Raw genomic sequence first — 19,157 nt, 5'->3', positions numbered from 1 at the left:
CCACCTGATTCATGCAGAACCTCATTGTCCGTCAACTCGGCAAGACTGCCTACGAAACCACATGGCATGCCATGCAGGATTTCACTGCCCGCCGCACTGAAGATACAGCGGATGAGTTATGGGTCACCGAACATGATCCTGTCTACACCTTGGGGCTTAATCGCAAGAACGTCCGCTATCCTGATAGAAAAGATATTCCTGTAGTGCTGGCAGATCGGGGTGGGAAAATCACTTATCACGGCCCGGGGCAGCTCGTGATTTATCTATTGATAGACCTAAAACGTAAACATCTATCGGTTCGTCATCTTGTCAGCGCGATGGAAAATGCCATCATCGAATTGTTAGCAGAACATAAGATCAAGGCTGTAGCAAAACCTGATGCCCCTGGTGTTTATGTGAACGAAAGCAAGATCGCCTCATTAGGGCTGCGACTGAAGAATCAGTGCAGCTATCACGGTTTAAGCCTGAACATTGATATGGATCTATCCCCTTTCACAGCCATAGACCCATGCGGCTATGCTGGCTTGCAAGTCACACAAACAAAAGATCTCGGCTTATCGCTGACAATGCAGAGCGCGGCCGATAGCTTACTTAAAGCATTGATGCAGCAGCTAAGTTATACTAGCGCCTGTGCCGAGAATACGATATGAATGAAATAGCAGAACCTATAAGTGCCGATCTGACATCGTCCGAACGGTCTATCCCGCAGCGTAAAGAGCCAGGCCACAAAGAGACTGGCCAGGCCAAGACTGCGCGCATCCCAATCAAGATCATTCCAGTGCCCGCAATGCGCAAGCCGGAATGGATACGTATGAAGGTACCGGATAGCGCACGTTTTCAGGAGATCAAACAGGTCTTGCGTGAAAACAATCTGCATACCGTATGTGAAGAAGCCTCATGCCCCAACATCGGCGAATGCTTTAGTGGCGGCACCGCCACTTTCATGATTCTGGGCGATATCTGCACACGTCGCTGCCCATTTTGCGATGTCGCGCACGGCAAACCGCTACCACCCGATGTGAATGAACCGGAGAATCTCGGGCGCACGATCGCCCAGATGCGGCTCAAATACGTCGTCATCACCAGTGTAGACCGGGACGATCTCAAAGACGGTGGCGCACAGCATTTTGTCGATTGCATCAAGACTGTTCGCGCATATTCACCAGAGATCAAGATAGAAGTCTTGGTGCCTGATTTTCGCGGTAAGCTAGACCGCGCTATCCAGACATTGCAATCAGCACCGCCCGATGTGATGAATCACAATATGGAAACCGTACCCCGTTTATACAAACAAGCCAGACCGGGTGCGAATTACCATGACTCGCTCACCTTGCTGAAGCAGTTTCGTGAGATGTACCCTGATGTACCAACTAAATCCGGTCTGATGCTGGGTCTTGGCGAAACGGATGAAGAGATTCTTGAAGTCATGCGCGATTTACGTGCGCACAATGTCACCATGCTGACACTTGGGCAATACTTGCAACCAAGTCCGCATCATTTACCTGTGATGCGGTTCGTCACCCCACAACGTTTTGAACAATTCGAGCAGGAAGCCCTAGCAATGGGTTTCACGCATGCAGCCTGCGGCCCGATGGTGCGCTCAAGTTACCATGCAGACCAACAAGCAGGCATGTCTGCGCTTTAAATTTAGTAACGCTAAACTTCCACATCGTTACGTATGGGTGGCGCACCTGCATCGAGAAATTGGGCATTCTCCTGACGAATCTTGCTCGCAGCGTCATCATACAAAAACGGCAGGAACATATACCGCTGCCCTTTCGTGACAATCGTAGCTTCATGCAGCAAAGAACATGAGAATACGACCGCACCACCGACCGGCGCAGAATACAAGCCTGAGCCAAACTCAGGAAAGCGCAGATGGCCGCCTTCATATTCACCAGAGTTAAGAAATAGGGAAACTGCGAATCGCCGATGTGCCGTCCCTTTGGTGGTGTTATCTCGATGCGCACGGAAATGCGCTTCTTCTGAGCCATCATAGCAAGCTATGATATAGCGCTCCATTCTTGTGACACTGAATTGGAAGGCTTTCTTGATCTCGGGCACCAGTCGATCATGTATACGCACCATACAGGCATTACGTAATCGCTCATCCTCTATGCTGCAATCTGAACGGCGCTTATGTGCATAATCGATTACCCCGACAGTGCGGCCATTCACCTCTCGCATAAACCCTGAGTCTTCACCCCCTTGGCGCGCATAATAATCGATCAGCGCTTTGCAGAGTTCTGGTTCAAAAATATAGGGAATCGTTAATACCGGTGCCTGCGGCTGGGAAATAAAAGCGGGCGCAATCTTTGGTAGTGCATGCAGAAAATCTCTTAACTGCTGAAAGCTATTTGGCTCACTAACATCAGGAAAAATTGCGACGATACGCAACATCGGGTCTAAAACATAAGTCAGATGCTGATATGAAGCATCATCCTGTATTACGCCATATAGTTTGCTGACAGCGTGATCAAAATCCCAAAAATAGCGAATACCGGGAACACGGTCTTGAACGCGCTTTAGCTTCTCATCATCAGGATTAGTCGACACGCCAAAAAAACAGAGATTGGTATCATCAAATAAAGTATTTAAAGTCTTCAGCTTTTTAATGAATTCGATACCTGAGTTACTTGCCGCACTTTCAAAAAAACTCAACACCACATAACGCCCGGCAATCGTATCGAAGCCAAACTGGTTATTAGTTTGGCCTCTACATTTAAACCAAGGCGCAGGCTCGCCAAGAGAGAGTTTATTTTTCCGAGTCTGGGACATGTAAGTTTGCTCTTAAAATCTAATCTATCAACCTGGCTGGACTGAATATAGCTTTATTCATATTGATATGGGGAATACCGATTTCAGTGAATAGCTCGCCGGATATTGAATATCCGAGATGCTGATAAAACCCAATCGCGGTTTGTCTTGCGTGGAGCAACACTTCATTAAAACCTCGCGCTCTCAACATGCTTTCAGTCTGGCTAACCAATAAGCTACCCAGGCCTTTACCTTGATGTGTTTTAGCAACCGCCATTTGGCGTAGCCTGACTTGAGATTGATCAATCGGCTTGATGACCAGACAGGCCAACAAAGTATCTGACTCGACTATTCCAAAATGTAATTGCAGCTCCTCATTCTTCAGGTCTTCGACCGAGAGCGCAAGACCAAGCGGCGCTCTCAAAATACTATTCCTTAACTCAAGCTCTGCCTGATACATGGGCGAATCAAATACGATCTCGATAAATTCCATTTAACAATCAAATATTATTCGGCTTAAACACATAGAAAAGGTTGGGTTCGCTTACAACGTAAATACGTTTATCTGGCCCAATCGTCATACCTTCAGCTTGAGGAATATTACGCTTCAAGCCATGAAACCCTTTCCACAAGGCCAGGCTTCCAGCGATTTTTCCCTCTGTATCTATTTCAACGATCATCCGCGATTCATCACTCAGCAAGAATAAATGACCCGTTGCATCATGATAAGTAAGAGACGAAAAATCACGCAATTTCTTAAAGGCCGCATGCGCCTGTTTCACATCCTCCACATGCAACTGTAAATCCTGATTCAATGTTGCATCAATGAATCCCCTGATTGCAAGCACTCGCTTTGGACTTCTCTCATTCACAATCAATAATCGATTATTACGTCCATCCCAAGAGGCGCCTTCAAATCCTTTATTGCCTACCGGGTCTATGCCTAAGGTGATCTGTGGCACACGACTTACATCGATGGTTTCAACATGATCTGGCAAATCGATCAACATCAGTTTTCGCTGGCGCTCGTTCACAACGATATACAGATTACCTTTTACATGGGTAATGCCTTCGATATCACCCGCCCCCTGTAAATCTACTTTGCGTAACACTTTGCCATCGAGGCTTAGCTCGAACAACTGTGGATGCCTATTCGACACAGTAAATAAAGTATTGCGCTCTTCGTTATAGGTCAGGCCGGAAAGATCATCGCCAACATTGGCGATCTTTAAGCCTTCTATTTCCACCCGGTATTTTTGCAGACCAAATTGCGATGCCTGCTCTTTGGAGCCGAATTGCCATATATGCCACCCGAGCGACTCTAATCTCAACCCATAAATAAAAGCAGCGATGGTGCCCACAATGAAAATACCAACAATCACTTTGCCTTTTGGCAAAAATCTTAATGTACTAATTTATAATTCCTTACTTTTATAATGTCTTAACTAAAGCACTACTTAAAACGCAAAATAGCGAATAACTGTAGCATGGCGTTTTACTAGCACGGTTTATGCCTATAAAACTTCATGTTGCTATCACAATTTAGTATCAAATAACCCATCAATAGATTCGAGAGTCAATGCAAACATCCTGCGAGCTTTGTAATACCCCGGGAGGCGACCTGATATGGCAAGACGCATTTTGCCGTGTTGTCCTGATCAAAGATGAAGACTACCCGGGCTTTTGTCGTGTCATATTAAACCAGCACGTAAAAGAAATGACTGATTTAACCCCAAAAGAACGGGATCATTTGATGACCGTCGTTTTTGCTGTCGAACAAGCGGTGCGAGATGTCATGCAACCTGACAAGATCAATCTAGCCAGTCTCGGCAATATGACACCACACCTGCACTGGCATGTCATTCCCCGCTTCACACTTGATAGGAATTTTCCGAATCCGATATGGGGAAACAGCACACGCGAAATGCCTCCGCACCCCATTGATGAAGCAACTGCATTAACACTCAAAACGGCGATTCAAAAGAGGTTGGGCTAAAAGTTAAGCTAGCCTCAATCAGATCATCAAACGTTCGACTGGTTTTCCATTGAGTAGATGGGATTCAATAATCTCCTCTATATCGTCGTTATCCACAAACTGATACCAGATTGCTTCAGGATAAACCACCAGCACCGGGCCTTCAGAACAACGATCTAGACATCCGGCACGGTTGATGCGCACTTGATGGTCTTTGTGTAAGCGTAGTTCTTTAACGCGCGACTTCATATGGTTAAATGCAGCTTCTGCACCGAGATTTGCACAACACTCCTCACCAGCAGCGCGCTGGTTGAGACAAAAAAATACATGGTGCTGAAAATAGCTGCTCATTCTCAATCTTCTTTAAAGTTTAATCAGGCCCACATTGGAGCTTAAGATCCATCTAAAGTTTTAAACAGCAGAATCTATTCGCTGCTTAAGCTATCTTCTTTAGTAAACGTCCATGTTCTTGTAATGCCCAGTATATCTGTATCTTTTTTGATATCCTCTGGGAAAACAGCATAAGGCGCTGCCATTTCCACAATCCGTTTTGCCGCATCGTCCAGCACTTTATAACCAGAGCTTTGGTTGACCTCGATACTCTCAATCGAGCCATCCGATCTGATAGATACCGTCATACGTAATTGGCCATAAAGCTTTTGGTCTTTTGCAGCCTCCGGATAATTCATGTTCCCGATCTTCTCGACCTTTTGCCGCCATGATTCGACATACGCGGCAAAGCGATACTCTTGCGTGCGAGCACCGATATATTTTCTTTTGGGTCGCTTCTGGTAATCATCCTGTTGCTTTGCGATCTGCGCTTCAAGGCGCGCAATATCAAGACTACTTGCCATCAAATCTACTCCACTGACTTTTGCCGTCGGGTCTTTCAGACTTTTAGCGGGGTCTGGTGCAGCAGATTTTTGCGTCGGTTTGCTCTCAACCTTATAAGTAGAATTGATCTGCGACATGAGCTCCTGCGCCTGCCGCTCCAGGTCAGCGATATGTTGCTGCCGGCGTTCAGCCTCTGTCGTTACATCTGCCACGATCTTGGCAGATGGGCGCGCCTGAAGTTCAGGCTTCTTAGTAAGTTCGGGCGGGGTTTCTTTTGGTGGCGGCAACGCAGACTTCATTCTGCGGTCATCTTCCGTATTACCGCCACGATTAAGATTCGCCTGTGCCAACAGATCAGCTTTATTAGGTTTGCTTTCTGTCTTTGAATTGACCAGCACAATATCCAAAGGCGGCATGCGATCTTTAAACAGTTTCAAAACAGGCGGTTCAAAGGTAATCGCAATAATCAGTACCGCATGGATCACCAACGACACCACTAAAGTGATGCCTAAAGGCCCCAAGTTAGCGAGCCACTGTTTTCCAGTTATATTGTTCAGGTCAGACAGCCTCAACCGCCTAGCCTTTCCAATAACTTGGTATGGATGCCGCCGAAACCGCCATTACTCATGACAAGAATATGATCGCCCGGCCTGGCTTCAGACGTGATGGCTGTAACCAATTGGGTCATATCATCAAATATCAGGGATTTATTCTTGATAGGAGCTAATACTGAAGTTACATCCCAACCTAGATTAGCGCTATAACAAAACACGTGGTCGGCCTCTGTCAAACTGGCTGGCAAAGCCTCTTTCATCACGCCTAGTTTCATCGTATTCGACCTTGGCTCGAGCACGGCAAGAATACGGGCATCGCCAACTTTTGCTCGCAAACCAGCGACCGTGGTGGCAATTGCCGTAGGGTGGTGCGCAAAATCATCATAAACCGTGACATCCTTGACCACACCGCGTATCTCCATGCGGCGCTTCACATTCTGGAATTCCGCTAAAGCCGCAAGCCCGACCTCAACGGTAACACCCACATGACGAGCTGCAGCCAAGGCAGCTAACGCATTCATGCGGTTATGCTCACCGAGCAATTCCCAGGCCAGATAACCTTGATGTTTACCCTCGAAGGTCACCGCACATCCACCATTTGCATCCACCTCACCTGTTTGCCAACCGCTATCACTGCCAAAAAGCGCTACAGGTGTCCAGCAACCCTTTTGTAACACACGTTGCAAGCTCTCCTCTCTGCCATTGACAACAACCAGCCCCTCCCCCGGCACAGTACGTACCAGATGATGAAATTGCGTTTCTATGGCATTCAAATCAGCAAAGATATCCGCATGATCGAATTCAAGGTTATTCAGCACCGCCGTGCGTGGATGGTAATGCACAAACTTGGAGCGTTTATCGAAAAAAGCCGTATCGTATTCATCCGCTTCGATCACAAAGAATGGTGATTTTCCTGTGGGCTCTTGTTTAGGTGCCTGCGGTAAACGTGCAGATATGCCAAAATTCTGGGGTACGCCGCCAATCAAAAAACCAGGTGCCAAGCCTGCATATTCCAATATCCATGCAAGCATAGAACTGGTGGTGGTCTTGCCATGGGTACCGGCGACAGCGAGTACCCACTTATCCTGCAACACATGCTCTGCAAGCCATTGTGGGCCGGAAACATAAGGCAAACCACGATTAAGTATCTCTTCCATCAGGGGATTACCACGTGAGACTACATTGCCTATTACATAGACATCCGGATTAAGATTGGTTTGTTCGGGAGAAAACCCTTCGATCAGCTCGATGCCTTGGGCTTCTAGCTGGGTGCTCATCGGTGGATAGACATTCACATCACTACCTGTGACTTTGTGTCCGGCGGCCTTTGCCAGAACGGCGATCCCGCCCATAAAAGTGCCGCAAATACCTAAAATATGAATATGCATCGATGTTTATTCTTAAAAAATGAAAGCTGAATATTGACTAGGTAAATCCAGATATGCGCTTTTAAAATCGTCACGAACATTGCTAATCGATAGTCTCGTTTTATGCAGACTCATGAAAACATTTACATATGTAAACTGAGCCAATTTCAGTACTTCTAAGTAAAATTTAATACTATCGTTCAAAGTTGGTCACTCAAAGCATGCATACCCACTATTTCGCTTTACGAAATGGCCTGAGTTGCGTAATGATAAGCGATAGTTGCAGTAAAAGTCAGGTAACTTTTTAGAATAACGAGGCGTAGTAAATGAGCGAAGCTGTTCTTGAATCATTCACATCAGAAATTTTCCTTGGCAGACAGCCAATATTATCGCCAGAAAAGAAAATCGTCGCGTACGAACTATTATTCCGCTCAGAAGATAGTATAGGTGTGGATGTGGTCGATGATATCCATGCGACCTCGACCGTCATCGTGAATATGCTTAGCCAATTTGGCGTAGAACACGTACTTGGCAACAACGATGCGTTCATCAATGTGTCAGCAAGTTTGTTGATGAGCGAAACCATTGAGTTACTACCGCATGACCGCGTGATCCTTGAGATTCTTGAAGATGTGCCGATCAGCACACAACTGATTACACGATGTGAAGAGTTGAAAGATATGGGTTTCAGGCTCTCTCTGGATGACTTTATCTATCGCACTGAGTATGACCCTATCTTGCCATTGATCGATATCGTCAAGATCGACCTTACGTTAACGCCGCTTGATACTTTACCTCAGGTGATTGCACAGCTCAGGCAACGAACCAACGCTTTATTGCTTGCCGAAAAAGTAGAGGCTGAAAGTGAGTTTCAACGATGTGCAGAACTCGGCTTCTCGTTATTCCAAGGTTATTTTTTCGCACATCCGGTCATCCTGCAAGGTAAAAAACCTCAGCCTAGCCAAATGACGCTCATGCGCATCATGGGGATGCTGATCGGCGACGCCAATGTCAACGAGCTGGAAAAACCATTCAAGGAAAGCCCCAATCTCACAGTCAGTTTGCTGCGTCTGGTGAACTCCGTGGGCATCAGTGGCGGGCGGCAACAGATCGGCTCATTACGTCAGGCGATTGTGGTGTTAGGGCAAAAACAGCTTCTACGCTGGGTGCAGCTATTGCTGTATGTCTCCCCAGAAGGCAATGTTGCTAATACTTTGATGCAACAAGTGGCAAACCGTGCCCGCTTGATGGAATTGATCGCACTGCAATTGAATAATGACCGCACATTTGGCGATCAGGCATTCATGGTGGGGATGCTTTCCCTCATTGAGGCACTGCTTCAAGTCCCGCTCGCCGACATATTGAAACAGATTGGGTTGGTAGAAGCTGTTGAGCAGGCAATATTAACCAAGTCAGGCACGCTTGGTAAGTTACTTGAGCTAGCTGAATTAATGGAGCTCAACGATTTTAAAGCCGCAACCACGCATATCCATGCGCTTGGCCTGAGCGTCCATGATTTTACGGCTATCCAGTTACAAGCAATCCAATGGGCAAATGAGCTGAATAAGGAAGTAGCTTAATCTGCTTCCGATTACTTAACTGCCAATTCCTCAGCTTAAGTTCGGTGCCAGCCAGCGTTCGAGATAGTCTTTGGGCAAGCCGCGTCGTGCAGCCATATCGTTGAGCTGGTCATCGCCTATCTTGTCTACGCTGAAATACTTGGATTCAGCATGCGCGAAATAGAATCCTGATACCGCCGATGCAGGCATCATTGCGAGCGAGTCAGTTAGAATCATGCCGATTTCTTCGCACTGCATCCATTTGAACATGTCTGGTTTAACCGTATGGTCTGGGCAAGCCGGATAACCTGGCGCAGGGCGAATACCTTGGTAATCCTCTTTGATCAAATCTTCTTTGCTTAAGCTTTCATTCGTAGCATAGCCCCATAGATCTTTACGCACGCGCTCATGCATGTACTCCGCAAATGCTTCCGCCAATCTATCGGCTAAGGACTTCAACATAATGCTGCTGTAATCGTCATGCTGGTCTTCAAAACGCTTCTCATGCTTCTCGATACCCAAGCCGCCCGTGACTGCAAACATGCCGATATAATCAGCAATGCCTGAAGATTTAGGTGCGATAAAGTCTGCAAGACATTGGTTGGGTCTCGCCACACCATCGATCACTGGTTTGACAGTTTGCTGACGTAATCCATAGTAAGTGAACGCCACTTGGCTACGGCTTTCATCCGTATATATCTCGATATCATCGTCATTCACGCTATTCGCTGGCAATAGCGAAACCACACCATTGGCAGTCAACCAGCGCCCATCGATGATCTTCTTCAGCATCGCCTGACCTTCAGCAAATAACTTGGTGGCAGCCTCACCCACCACCTCATCAGTCAGAATCGCGGGGTAAAAACCAGCAAGATCCCAAGTCTGGAAGAATGGGCCCCAGTCGATATATTCTGCAATCGTCGCAAGATCGATATTCTTGAAAACGCGACGACCAATGAACTTTGGCTTAACAGGTGCATGTGCTTGCGTAAAATCCAGCACTGCTTTATTGGCACGCGCATCGGCGATAGACAACATCGGCGTACCTTTTTTATTGGCATGCTGCACACGCACACGCTCATAATCGGTGGCGATCTCGGCGATGTAGGTATCTTTATGTTCAGGCGTCAGCAACGATTGCATCACCGCAACAGAGCGTGAAGCATCAGGGACATAGATGACTGGGCCATCATAATGTGGGGCGATCTTCACTGCAGTATGCGCGCGTGAGGTAGTAGCGCCACCAATCAGCAAGGGCATCTTCAAACCATGAAAATGCGGATCGCGCTGCATTTCTCTAGCCACATACGCCATTTCTTCCAATGAAGGCGTAATCAGGCCTGACAAGCCAATAATGTCAGCGTTCTCCGATTTTGCCATCGCAAGAATCTCAGCAGCGGGCACCATCACACCCATATTGACCACTTCAAAGTTGTTACATTGCAACACGACGGAAACAATGTTCTTGCCGATGTCATGCACATCGCCTTTAACCGTCGCGATGACAACTTTGCCTTTGGGCTTGGCGACGATACCTGTCCTTTTTTCTTCCTGCTGTTTCTCTTCTTCAATAAACGGTATCAAATGCGCAACCGCTTGCTTCATCACACGCGCTGATTTTACGACTTGCGGGAGAAACATCTTTCCCTGCCCAAACAGGTCACCGACGACATTCATACCATCCATGAGTGGCCCTTCGATCACATGGATCGGGCGTCCGCCTTTCGCCATAACCTCTTGGCGCGCTTCCTCCGTATCTTCGACGATATATTCCGTAATGCCATGTACCATCGCATGCGATAAACGTTGCGACACAGATACAGGGCTCTCCGGCGTACCTCGCCACTCTAGGGTAGCCGCTTCTTTTTTACCGCCAGCAGTCAGTGTAGATGCGATCTCGATCATGCGTTCAGTCGCATCTTCACGGCGGTTAAGCACCACATCTTCAACGCGCTCACGCAGCTCAGCAGGTAGATCATCATAGACACCTACCATGCCCGCATTGACGATACCCATTGTCATACCGGCTTTAATCGCGTGGTAGAGGAATACGGTATGAATGGCCTCTCGTGCAGGATCATTACCACGGAAACTGAAACTCACATTCGATACACCCCCGGATATCTTGGCATGCGGCAGATTTTCACGTATCCAGCGGGTGGCGTTGATAAAATCCACGGCATAATTATTATGCTCTTCGATACCAGTGGCTATCGCGAAAATATTCGGGTCAAAGATGATATCTTCTGGTGGAAATCCAACTTGATCCACCAGTAAATCATAGGCGCGTTTACATATCTCGATCTTGCGTTCAAAGGTATCTGCCTGCCCTTTTTCATCAAAGGCCATGACAATTACAGCGGCGCCATAACGACGGCAAAGCTCGGCCTGCCGCAGGAATTCATCGATGCCCTCTTTCATTGAGATCGAGTTGACGATAGATTTACCTTGCACACATTTAAGACCTGCCTCGATCACCGACCATTTAGATGAATCGATCATGATGGGCACGCGCGCGATATCTGGCTCTGATGCAACAAGATTCAAGAAATGCGTCATGGCAGCGATCGCATCCAACATACCTTCATCCATGTTGATATCGATGACTTGCGCACCGTTCTCAACCTGTTGTCGCGCGACGATCAGTGCCTCTTCATATTGCCCATTGAGAATCATGCGCGCAAAGGCTTTAGAGCCTGTCACATTGGTACGCTCACCCACATTCACAAATAACGAGGTCTCATCGATAGTAAAAGGCTCAAGACCTGAAAGCCTTGTCGCTGCAGACACATCCGGTATACGACGTGGTTCGATGATCTTTAACTCATCTGCAATCGCTTTAATATGTGCAGGCGTTGTACCGCAACATCCACCAGCGATATTCACAAAACCGCTTTCAGCAAACTCTTTTAACAACGAAGATGTATCTTTAGGCTCTTCATCAAAGCCTGTATCTGACATCGGATTCGGCAAACCTGCATTCGGATAGATGCAAACGAACGTATCGGCAACTTTTGAGAGCTCCTCTGCATAAGGACGCATCAGTGCCGCACCTAATGCACAGTTCAACCCGATAGTAAGCGGCCTAGCATGATGCACAGAGTTCCAGAAGGCAGGAACGGTCTGTCCAGACAGAATTCGTCCCGAGGCATCCGTGACCGTACCGGAGATCATGATAGGTAAACGTTTTCCACTTTGTGCAAAGAAGCTATCAATCGCAAACAAAGCTGCTTTGCAGTTGAGCGTATCAAAAATGGTCTCGACCATCAAAATATCAGCACCTCCATCCACCAGCCCTATCGTTTGCTCAAGATAAGATTCGACCAAACGGTCAAAGGTGATGTTACGTGCTGCCGGATCATTCACATCTGGAGAAATAGAGGCAGTCTTTGGTGTAGGCCCCAATGCCCCCGCAACAAAACGCGGCTTGTCAGGTGATGAGTATTTATCGCAAGCTGCACGCGCAAGCTTTGCCGCCTCAAAATTCATCTCATAGGCCAGATGCGCCATATGGTAATCATCTTGCGCAACCCCCGTAGCACCAAACGTATTGGTTTCGATGATATCTGCACCTGCAGCCAGATATTGCTCATGAATCTCTTGAATGATGTGAGGCTGCGTCAGCGTCAACAGCTCGTTATTGCCTTTAACAAAAAGCTCGCGCGAGGTTGATGGTATGAGGTGCTGTTGCGGCGGCTCATGGGATTTGCCACATCCACATGTATTCCCTTTTGCGCAAAAATTCTCTGCACCATCAGGGGCTTTAAAATCGATAAAACGTCCTTGGGGGCCGCCACGATAATCTTCTTCCGTCAGCTTATATTGCTGAATCATCGTCCCCATCGCACCATCAAGAATCATGATGCGGCGTGACAGAATGTCCCGAAGCAGGGTCTCAGTAGAAGAAATAACGTCTTGTTTCATTAAAAACTTTCAAAAGCAGAACAGCTAATACGATTTATCGGGCGCTATTATAGTCCAAGCATAGACGAAGTAGAGGCACTCTTATACGTTAGCTTGGCATGCATTAACTTAGATGGAGAGCAAGGCAACTTATATCAAGCTTGCACCTAGAAAATGACCTATCCCATAGGTCAACAATCCGGCAGAAGTGCCAATCAACAGCATTCTCACCCCGCCCTTAAATGCATTGCGCCCCGTAAACAAAGAAAGAATAGCGCCAATCAAAAATAAAGCCATTGCCGTCAATGCAATAGAGACTTGAAGCATATATTGCTGATTACCAAACAAATAAGGCAATAAAGGCACCAAACCGCCGCATAAAAATGCGAAGAAAGAGGAGATGGCTGCAAACCAAGGCGAACCAAGCTCATCAGGATTCAACCCCAATTCTTCGCGGGCAAGCGTATCCAAAGCTAATTTTGGGTTCGCAACAATACGGGCGGCCAAAGGTTTGGCCTCATCCTCTGTCATACCGCGTGCCATATAGATCAAGGCCAACTCACCGGCTTCTTCTTCAGGATATTGGGCCAATTCCGCACGCTCCAACCCTATCTGGTATTCAAACATCTCACGTTGCGAACGCATGGAGATATATTCACCAGCCGCCATTGAAAATGCGCCAGCCAATAACCCTGCAACCCCGGTCAATAAAATCGTTGTGTTCGTGCTCGCAGCGCCAGCAACGCCCATCACCAAGCAAGCGATAGAGACCAAGCCATCATTCACGCCAAATACCGCCGCGCGAAAACCACCACCACTACTTGCACCACGGTGACGATCTTCAATCTCGCCCGAATTTTGCGGCGCAGGATGTCCTGTATTATATAGACTTGAATATACTGACAGTCCGCGAATCTTGATCGCGGCCAATACTGGCCTGATTCTCTTTGGCCCTAATTTACGGACCAACCACGCAACGAATTTAGTCCGCGAATCAGGTACATATATATAAGGTATATGGCTATCGGATTTTTCAATCACGCTCATCCACAAATTAGCTTGATTCTCAGCCTCTTCTGATAAGCGCATAAACAATTTCTTACGCGACGCATCAGATTCAGTCATAGATATTTGTCGGTACAGATAAGCTGAACGCTTTTCTTCTTTCCAGCTATCCAGCGCATGCGTAGTCAAACTAAGCTCCATGGCGGCGATATTGCACCGCTTCAGCAATATGCTTAGACTGAATAACATCTTCGCTAGCCAAGTCCGCGATTGTACGCGCCACTTTCAAGATTCGATGATATGCCCTTGCCGATAGATTGAGTTTACTAATGGCCTGCTTCAGCAGAGTTAAACCAGCCTCATCGACGATACAATGTTGGTCAACTTCTTTACTACCCAACAAAAAGTTAGCTTTACCCTGACGCTTGATCTGGATACCTCGCGCATGCTCAACCCGTTGACGGATAAGGGCACTGGCCTCTCCTGTAGCCACACCAGTTAATTCGTTATCTTTTAGCGCAGGCACTTCAATATGCAAATCGATTCGATCTAGCAAAGGACCAGAGATTTTTGAACGATATCGAGCAATTTGGTCTGGCGTACACCGGCACTTATTATTATGGTGCCCAGAATACCCACATGGGCAAGGATTCATCGCCGCCAACAATTGAAATGAAGCGGGGAAATCAGCCTGACGTGCGGCCCGCGAAATCGTAATATGTCCAGACTCTAAGGGCTCGCGTAATACTTCAAGCACTTTTCGATCGAATTCAGGCAGTTCATCAAGAAATAACACCCCATGATGTGCCAGTGATATTTCACCCGGCCGTGGGATACTGCCACCACCGACCAGTGCAACGCCTGACGCCGTATGGTGAGGGGCCCTAAATGGTCGCCTCCCCCAATGGTCAATTTTATATGCCGCACTTAAAGATTGAATAGCGCCAGACTCAAGCGCTTCTTGTTCAGTCATCGCAGGCAATATCCCCGGAAACCGGCTCGCCAACATCGACTTCCCCGTCCCAGGAGGGCCAGACATCAGCAAACTATGTCCACCAGCAGCAGCGATCTCTAAAGCTCGCTTAGGCAATGATTGCCCCTTCACCTCACTAAAGTCAGGATACTCGATAGGATGAGGATCGACTTCTGCAGAATATTCAGCAATTAAAGTATGTCCTGCCAAATGCGCACAGACTTCTAACAGAGAGCGTGCAGGCAATATTGCTGTATCTTTCACTAAAGCAGCCTCTGCTGCATTGTCTGTCGGCAAAATAAATGCCCGCGCAGAACGTCGTCCTGCTTGCGCACCATATTTCATGCTCACAGCCATTGCCAGTGCACCGCGAATAGGGCGAAGTTCTCCAGTTAACGCTAATTCGCCAGCCACTTCGTAGTTATCTAATCCCTCAGATGGTATCTGCCCGGAAGCTGCAAGGATTCCTAACGCGATGGGTAGATCATATCGGCCACTTTCCTTAGGTAAATCAGCAGGTGCCAAATTTACCGTAATACGCCGAGCCGGAAAATCAAACTGACTTGTCTGCAAGGCAGCACGCACTCTATCCTTACTTTCTTTTACCTCAGTCTCAGGCAAACCAACGATAGTAAAACTTGGCAATCCATTTGCGAGATGCACTTCAACGATCACTTCAGGTGCATCCATTCCAGCCAAAGCGCGGCTTTTAACAATAGCAAGACTCATTGATGGCCTATTTGTTGCGTTTATACAACAAAGATTCAAGCTTTGTGATGTTTTGTTCCAACACCTCAAGCCTAACATCTAAAGCTGCTAGTTTTTGCCTTGAATCCCGCAACAAATGGGCTTGCACGTCAAATTCTTCCCGCGATACCAGCTCCAGTTTGGAAAAAACGCCCTGCAATAGTGCCTGCGAATTAACTTTCAAATCCTCAGCAGGAGATGAGTTATATATATCCATGATTTTTAATGATAATTCTTCAATAAATCTTGCGGCCACTGTATTCTCCCGATCGTAAACCAGCTAATAACTCATCACTTTTGGTGCATTTTGCATAATAAACACGCACTCCGTCAGTGCATGCACATGCTACAAATAAGGCCATATTCACATTGCCTCATGTTGGAGTTTATTTTAGCATTGTAACTGCATGTTTTTCATAGCCTTGTTTTTTTGGCATAAGTGTTGCTTGTTGTTCGTTGCTCAATTTTGTTGTTTTTATTTACTTGAAAGGAAATTCAATGCGTAAATCGCTTCTACTTGCAGCTGTTTTAGGTGCATTCTCTGTACCAGCTGCCGTAATGGCTGAAGAGGCTGCTGCTCCAGCGTCTCCTTACACTGTTTCTTACAACGTTGGCCTATATAGCCAATACATCTTCCGTGGCCTTACACAAACAGGTAGAGAGCCAGCTCTTCAAGGTGGTATCGATCTTTCTCACGAAAGTGGTTTCTACGCTGGCTCTTGGGGTTCTAATGTAAGCTGGGTTAAAGATGGCGGCTACAAGAAAGATTCTAGCCTAGAGTGGGACATCTATGGCGGTTACAAAGCTGAAATCGGCGACACTGGCATTACTTATGATGTGGGTGCTTTGCAATACATTTACCCAGGCGATACAGCTAAAGGGTTGAATCAAAATGGTTTTGCTGATCCAAACACCACAGAAGTATATGGTGCATTGGGTTGGAATGGCCTTACATTCAAAGATTCTTACGTTGTTTCTACAGATGCCTTTGGTATTGAAAATGGTCGCGGTTCTAACTATGCTGACCTAAGCTATGTTTATGCCATTGGTGATAGCGGCTATTCATTGCTGGCGCACGTTGGTTATCAATACTTTGATGGGAAAACTACGGTATCAGGTGGAGCTTCTGCCGATAACGATAAGCTATATTCCTACACTGACTGGAAGTTTGGCGTTAACAAGGCTTGGGATAATGGCGTAAACGTTGGTGGTTACTACACAGGTACAGATGCAGGTGCTGATGGCTGGAAAAACCCAGGCACCAACAACCGTAACTTGGGTCGTGATGCAGTCACTTTCTACGTTCAAAAAACATTCTAATCAATACATCATTGGTTAGCTTGTCATAAAGTAGTACTGGGATGAGGCGGATGAGCAACCCGCCTCATTACTTTTATAACACCTAAATCAGGAGACACGCATGAAATTCGTATCCGCTATCATCAAGCCATTCAAGCTTGACGAAGTCCGCGAAGCTTTATCCGCTATTGGCGTACAAGGCATTACCGTGACCGAAGTTAAAGGGTTTGGTCGTCAAAAAGGGCACACAGAGTTATACCGTGGCGCTGAATATGTAGTCGACTTTCTACCTAAAGTTAAACTCGAAGTTGCTATTAAAGACGATATGCTCGATCAAGTAATCGAAGTTATCGAAAAGTCTGCCACCACAGGGAAAATTGGCGATGGCAAGATTTTTGTCTTTAATCTAGAACAAGTTTATCGTATCCGCACCGGTGAAACCGGTCCTGACGCGCTTTAACAGGAGTATGAAATGAAAAGAATTCTATCTATGATTGCTTTGGTAAGTGCACTAGGCTTTGGCGGCCTTAGCTTTGCCGAAGATGAAGTACCAGCAGCTGAAGCCCCGGTGGCGACTGAAGCTGCACCAGCAGTTGAAGCCGCAGCACCTGCTGCAACTGAAGAAGCGCCAGCCGCTGAAGAAGAAGCAAAGTTGGACTCAGGTGATACTGCATGGATGATCGTTGCTACCGTATTGGTATTAGCGATGATTGTTCCCGGCTTGGCATTGTTCTACGGTGGCCTTGTTCGCACAAAGAATATGGTATCTGTATTGACACAAGTATTTGTCACGACTGCATTGATGTCTATTATCTGGGTGCTGTATGGTTATAGCCTTGCATTCACTGATGGCGGTGGCTTAAATCAATACGTGGGTGGCTTAAGTAAAGCGCTACTAGCTGGCGTTACACCTGACTCTCTACAAGGCACTATCCCAGAGTATGTATTCATCACATTCCAGTTAACTTTCGCAGCTATTACACCAGCGCTGATTGTTGGTGGTTTTGCTGAGCGTACTAAGTTCTCGGCTGTACTCGTGTTCTTGGCACTTTGGGTAACATTCGTTTATATCCCAATCGCACACATGGTATGGGGCGGTGGTTTCTTGAGCGAGCTTGGCGCTAAGGACTTTGCTGGTGGTACTGTTGTTCACATGAACGCTGGTATTGCAGCATTAGTTGGTGCTTTAGTGATCGGCAAACGTATCGGTTACGGTAAAGAGCCAATGCCTCCACACAGCATCACCATGACAATGATTGGTGCATCTTTACTGTGGGTAGGTTGGTTCGGCTTTAACGTTGGTAGTGAATTAGCTGCTGACGGCACTGCTGCTCTTGCTATGATCAACACACAAGCTGCTACAGCTGCTGCTGTATTGGGTTGGATCTTTGCTGAATGGATCGTTCGCGGCAAACCATCACTTCTAGGTGCGGTTTCTGGTGCTGTAGCTGGCCTAGTTGCGATTACTCCAGCATGTGGTTTCCTTGGCCCTGTTGGTTCTATCGTTCTTGGTTTCGTTGCAAGCGTAATCGCATTCTGGGCTGTTACAAGCCTGAAGAGCTGGTTAGGCTACGATGATTCTCTAGATGTATTCGGTATCCACGGCGTTGCTGGTTTAATCGGCGCACTGGGCACAGGCGTTCTGATGTCGGCTGATTTTGGCGGCGTTGGCTATGCTGAAGGCGTTACCATGGGTAGCCAGATGTATGCACAAGCTGCTGCTGTTGGCGTAACAATTGTTTGGGGTGGTGTAATCACTTATATCATCTTGAAGATTGTTGACTTGGTTATCGGCCTGCGTGCAAGTGAAGAGTCTGAGCGTGAAGGCTTAGACACGACAGAGCACGGTGAACGCGCTTACCACTATTAATCTACTCGTACTTAAGTAGTTTATTAATAAAAACGGGCACATATGTGCCCGTTTTTATTTTTACTGTTTATGCAGAAACATTAATTAATACTTAGTTCAATTCGCACCATTATCGTGCAATCCACATATCTCATCATGATAGTTATTATCAGAATTCAGCTATCTAAGCCATTCCAAGCACGCCAATAAGATTGGCATAACTATTGCTAGTTATAGATTAAGCATAATTGCTTCTCCATGTCGAAAGACTATCAGAACATTACTGCTCGGTTTCCATGCTTTATCTCCTCCTCTTCGGGCGCATATGCGCCCGT

The 19,157-nt window shown here is 46.8% G+C and carries 17 protein-coding genes; 7 read left to right on the top strand and 10 right to left on the bottom strand.

Features of this window, described 5'->3' with window-relative positions:
• Nucleotides 1-11: 11 nt before the first annotated feature.
• Complete coding sequence (gene lipB / locus A7981_RS01260; RefSeq protein WP_067262892.1) at nucleotides 12-650, top strand: lipoyl(octanoyl) transferase LipB; 639 nt, start codon at nucleotides 12-14, stop codon at nucleotides 648-650.
• Nucleotides 647-1,645 carry a lipoyl synthase gene (lipA, locus tag A7981_RS01255; protein WP_067262891.1) on the top strand — a complete coding sequence of 333 codons (999 nt, stop codon included), beginning with the start codon at nucleotides 647-649 and terminating at the stop codon, nucleotides 1,643-1,645. Before lipB ends, lipA begins: the two co-directional genes overlap by 4 nt.
• 11 nt (nucleotides 1,646-1,656) lie before the next feature.
• Here the strand turns inward: lipA and A7981_RS01250 are convergent, their stop codons facing one another.
• The 3 genes from A7981_RS01250 to A7981_RS01240 are packed head-to-tail and all read right to left on the bottom strand — an operon-like array spanning nucleotide 1,657 to nucleotide 4,154.
• Nucleotides 1,657-2,778, bottom strand: coding sequence for a redoxin domain-containing protein (locus A7981_RS01250; RefSeq protein WP_067262889.1), 1,122 nt, complete (start codon nucleotides 2,776-2,778; stop codon nucleotides 1,657-1,659).
• A 19-nt stretch (nucleotides 2,779-2,797) separates the two neighbouring features.
• Nucleotides 2,798-3,250: a GNAT family N-acetyltransferase gene (locus A7981_RS01245; protein ID WP_067262887.1), complete on the bottom strand. Its 453-nt coding sequence runs from the start codon at nucleotides 3,248-3,250 to the stop codon at nucleotides 2,798-2,800.
• 7 nt (nucleotides 3,251-3,257) lie between these two features.
• Nucleotides 3,258-4,154, bottom strand: a complete 897-nt coding sequence (locus A7981_RS01240) for an SdiA-regulated domain-containing protein (RefSeq protein ID WP_082889178.1) — start codon at nucleotides 4,152-4,154, stop codon at nucleotides 3,258-3,260.
• A gap of 182 nt (nucleotides 4,155-4,336) precedes the next feature.
• Here A7981_RS01240 and A7981_RS01235 point away from each other — a divergent pair, with 182 nt between their 5' ends.
• Nucleotides 4,337-4,753 carry an HIT family protein gene (locus tag A7981_RS01235; protein WP_067262885.1) on the top strand — a complete coding sequence of 139 codons (417 nt, stop codon included), beginning with the start codon at nucleotides 4,337-4,339 and terminating at the stop codon, nucleotides 4,751-4,753.
• Between the two features lie 18 nt (nucleotides 4,754-4,771).
• Here A7981_RS01235 and A7981_RS01230 read toward each other — a convergent pair whose 3' ends face one another.
• The 3 genes from A7981_RS01230 to mpl all read right to left on the bottom strand — a co-directional run bounded on the left by A7981_RS01230 (nucleotide 4,772) and on the right by mpl (nucleotide 7,508).
• Nucleotides 4,772-5,083 carry a ferredoxin gene (locus tag A7981_RS01230; protein WP_067262883.1) on the bottom strand — a complete coding sequence of 104 codons (312 nt, stop codon included), beginning with the start codon at nucleotides 5,081-5,083 and terminating at the stop codon, nucleotides 4,772-4,774.
• A gap of 74 nt (nucleotides 5,084-5,157) precedes the next feature.
• Entirely contained in the window at nucleotides 5,158-6,138 is a 981-nt protein-coding gene (locus A7981_RS01225; RefSeq protein WP_082889177.1) for an energy transducer TonB, read from the bottom strand.
• Nucleotides 6,135-7,508 (bottom strand): UDP-N-acetylmuramate:L-alanyl-gamma-D-glutamyl-meso-diaminopimelate ligase, encoded by a 1,374-nt coding sequence (mpl, locus tag A7981_RS01220; protein ID WP_067262882.1) that lies wholly within the window; start codon nucleotides 7,506-7,508, stop codon nucleotides 6,135-6,137. Before mpl ends, A7981_RS01225 begins: the two co-directional genes overlap by 4 nt.
• Nucleotides 7,509-7,813: 305 nt before the next feature.
• Between mpl and A7981_RS01215 the strand changes: the two genes are divergently transcribed.
• On the top strand, nucleotides 7,814-9,067 hold the full coding sequence (locus A7981_RS01215; protein ID WP_067262880.1) for an EAL and HDOD domain-containing protein: 1,254 nt from the start codon (nucleotides 7,814-7,816) through the stop codon (nucleotides 9,065-9,067).
• Between the two features lie 30 nt (nucleotides 9,068-9,097).
• Here the strand turns inward: A7981_RS01215 and metH are convergent, their stop codons facing one another.
• The 4 genes from metH to A7981_RS01195 form a co-directional block, all read right to left on the bottom strand.
• The gene (gene metH / locus A7981_RS01210) at nucleotides 9,098-12,970 is read right to left on the bottom strand and encodes a methionine synthase (protein ID WP_067262878.1); all 3,873 of its coding nucleotides are present in this window, start codon (nucleotides 12,968-12,970) and stop codon (nucleotides 9,098-9,100) included.
• A gap of 129 nt (nucleotides 12,971-13,099) precedes the next feature.
• Nucleotides 13,100-14,203 carry a VIT1/CCC1 transporter family protein gene (locus A7981_RS01205; protein WP_254258464.1) on the bottom strand — a complete coding sequence of 368 codons (1,104 nt, stop codon included), beginning with the start codon at nucleotides 14,201-14,203 and terminating at the stop codon, nucleotides 13,100-13,102.
• Complete coding sequence (locus A7981_RS01200) at nucleotides 14,145-15,656, bottom strand: YifB family Mg chelatase-like AAA ATPase (protein WP_067262873.1); 1,512 nt, start codon at nucleotides 15,654-15,656, stop codon at nucleotides 14,145-14,147. The genes A7981_RS01205 and A7981_RS01200 overlap by 59 nt, the downstream gene beginning before the upstream one ends.
• A gap of 7 nt (nucleotides 15,657-15,663) precedes the next feature.
• The gene (locus A7981_RS01195; protein ID WP_082889176.1) at nucleotides 15,664-15,930 is read right to left on the bottom strand and encodes an accessory factor UbiK family protein; all 267 of its coding nucleotides are present in this window, start codon (nucleotides 15,928-15,930) and stop codon (nucleotides 15,664-15,666) included.
• Between the two features lie 242 nt (nucleotides 15,931-16,172).
• Here A7981_RS01195 and A7981_RS01190 point away from each other — a divergent pair, with 242 nt between their 5' ends.
• The 3 genes from A7981_RS01190 to A7981_RS01180 all read left to right on the top strand — a co-directional run bounded on the left by A7981_RS01190 (nucleotide 16,173) and on the right by A7981_RS01180 (nucleotide 18,843).
• Nucleotides 16,173-16,994, top strand: coding sequence for a TorF family putative porin (locus tag A7981_RS01190; RefSeq protein ID WP_067262870.1), 822 nt, complete (start codon nucleotides 16,173-16,175; stop codon nucleotides 16,992-16,994).
• 100 nt (nucleotides 16,995-17,094) lie between these two features.
• Complete coding sequence (gene glnK / locus A7981_RS01185) at nucleotides 17,095-17,433, top strand: P-II family nitrogen regulator (protein WP_067262867.1); 339 nt, start codon at nucleotides 17,095-17,097, stop codon at nucleotides 17,431-17,433.
• A gap of 12 nt (nucleotides 17,434-17,445) precedes the next feature.
• Nucleotides 17,446-18,843 (top strand): ammonium transporter, encoded by a 1,398-nt coding sequence (locus tag A7981_RS01180; RefSeq protein WP_067262864.1) that lies wholly within the window; start codon nucleotides 17,446-17,448, stop codon nucleotides 18,841-18,843.
• Nucleotides 18,844-19,157: the final 314 nt, after the last annotated feature.

This window comes from Methylovorus sp. MM2, assembly GCF_001648895.1.
Classification (GTDB): Bacteria; Pseudomonadota; Gammaproteobacteria; order Burkholderiales; family Methylophilaceae; genus MM1.
This window is presented reverse-complemented; position numbering and strand designations above follow the sequence as displayed.

Bases quoted from the DNA above. Each gene is read 5' to 3' on its own strand.
- A7981_RS01200 (WP_067262873.1), bottom strand. From the start codon at position 15,656: ATGAGTCTTGCTATTGTTAAAAGCCGCGCTTTGGCTGGAATGGATGCA.
- A7981_RS01180 (WP_067262864.1), top strand. From the start codon at position 17,446: ATGAAAAGAATTCTATCTATGATTGCTTTGGTAAGTGCACTAGGCTTT.
- A7981_RS01250 (WP_067262889.1), bottom strand. From the start codon at position 2,778: ATGTCCCAGACTCGGAAAAATAAACTCTCTCTTGGCGAGCCTGCGCCT.
- lipA (WP_067262891.1), top strand. From the start codon at position 647: ATGAATGAAATAGCAGAACCTATAAGTGCCGATCTGACATCGTCCGAA.
- A7981_RS01215 (WP_067262880.1), top strand. From the start codon at position 7,814: ATGAGCGAAGCTGTTCTTGAATCATTCACATCAGAAATTTTCCTTGGC.
- glnK (WP_067262867.1), top strand. From the start codon at position 17,095: ATGAAATTCGTATCCGCTATCATCAAGCCATTCAAGCTTGACGAAGTC.
- A7981_RS01205 (WP_254258464.1), bottom strand. From the start codon at position 14,203: ATGTTATTCAGTCTAAGCATATTGCTGAAGCGGTGCAATATCGCCGCC.
- A7981_RS01230 (WP_067262883.1), bottom strand. From the start codon at position 5,083: ATGAGCAGCTATTTTCAGCACCATGTATTTTTTTGTCTCAACCAGCGC.
- mpl (WP_067262882.1), bottom strand. From the start codon at position 7,508: ATGCATATTCATATTTTAGGTATTTGCGGCACTTTTATGGGCGGGATC.
- A7981_RS01245 (WP_067262887.1), bottom strand. From the start codon at position 3,250: ATGGAATTTATCGAGATCGTATTTGATTCGCCCATGTATCAGGCAGAG.
- lipB (WP_067262892.1), top strand. From the start codon at position 12: ATGCAGAACCTCATTGTCCGTCAACTCGGCAAGACTGCCTACGAAACC.
- A7981_RS01190 (WP_067262870.1), top strand. From the start codon at position 16,173: ATGCGTAAATCGCTTCTACTTGCAGCTGTTTTAGGTGCATTCTCTGTA.
- A7981_RS01235 (WP_067262885.1), top strand. From the start codon at position 4,337: ATGCAAACATCCTGCGAGCTTTGTAATACCCCGGGAGGCGACCTGATA.
- metH (WP_067262878.1), bottom strand. From the start codon at position 12,970: ATGAAACAAGACGTTATTTCTTCTACTGAGACCCTGCTTCGGGACATT.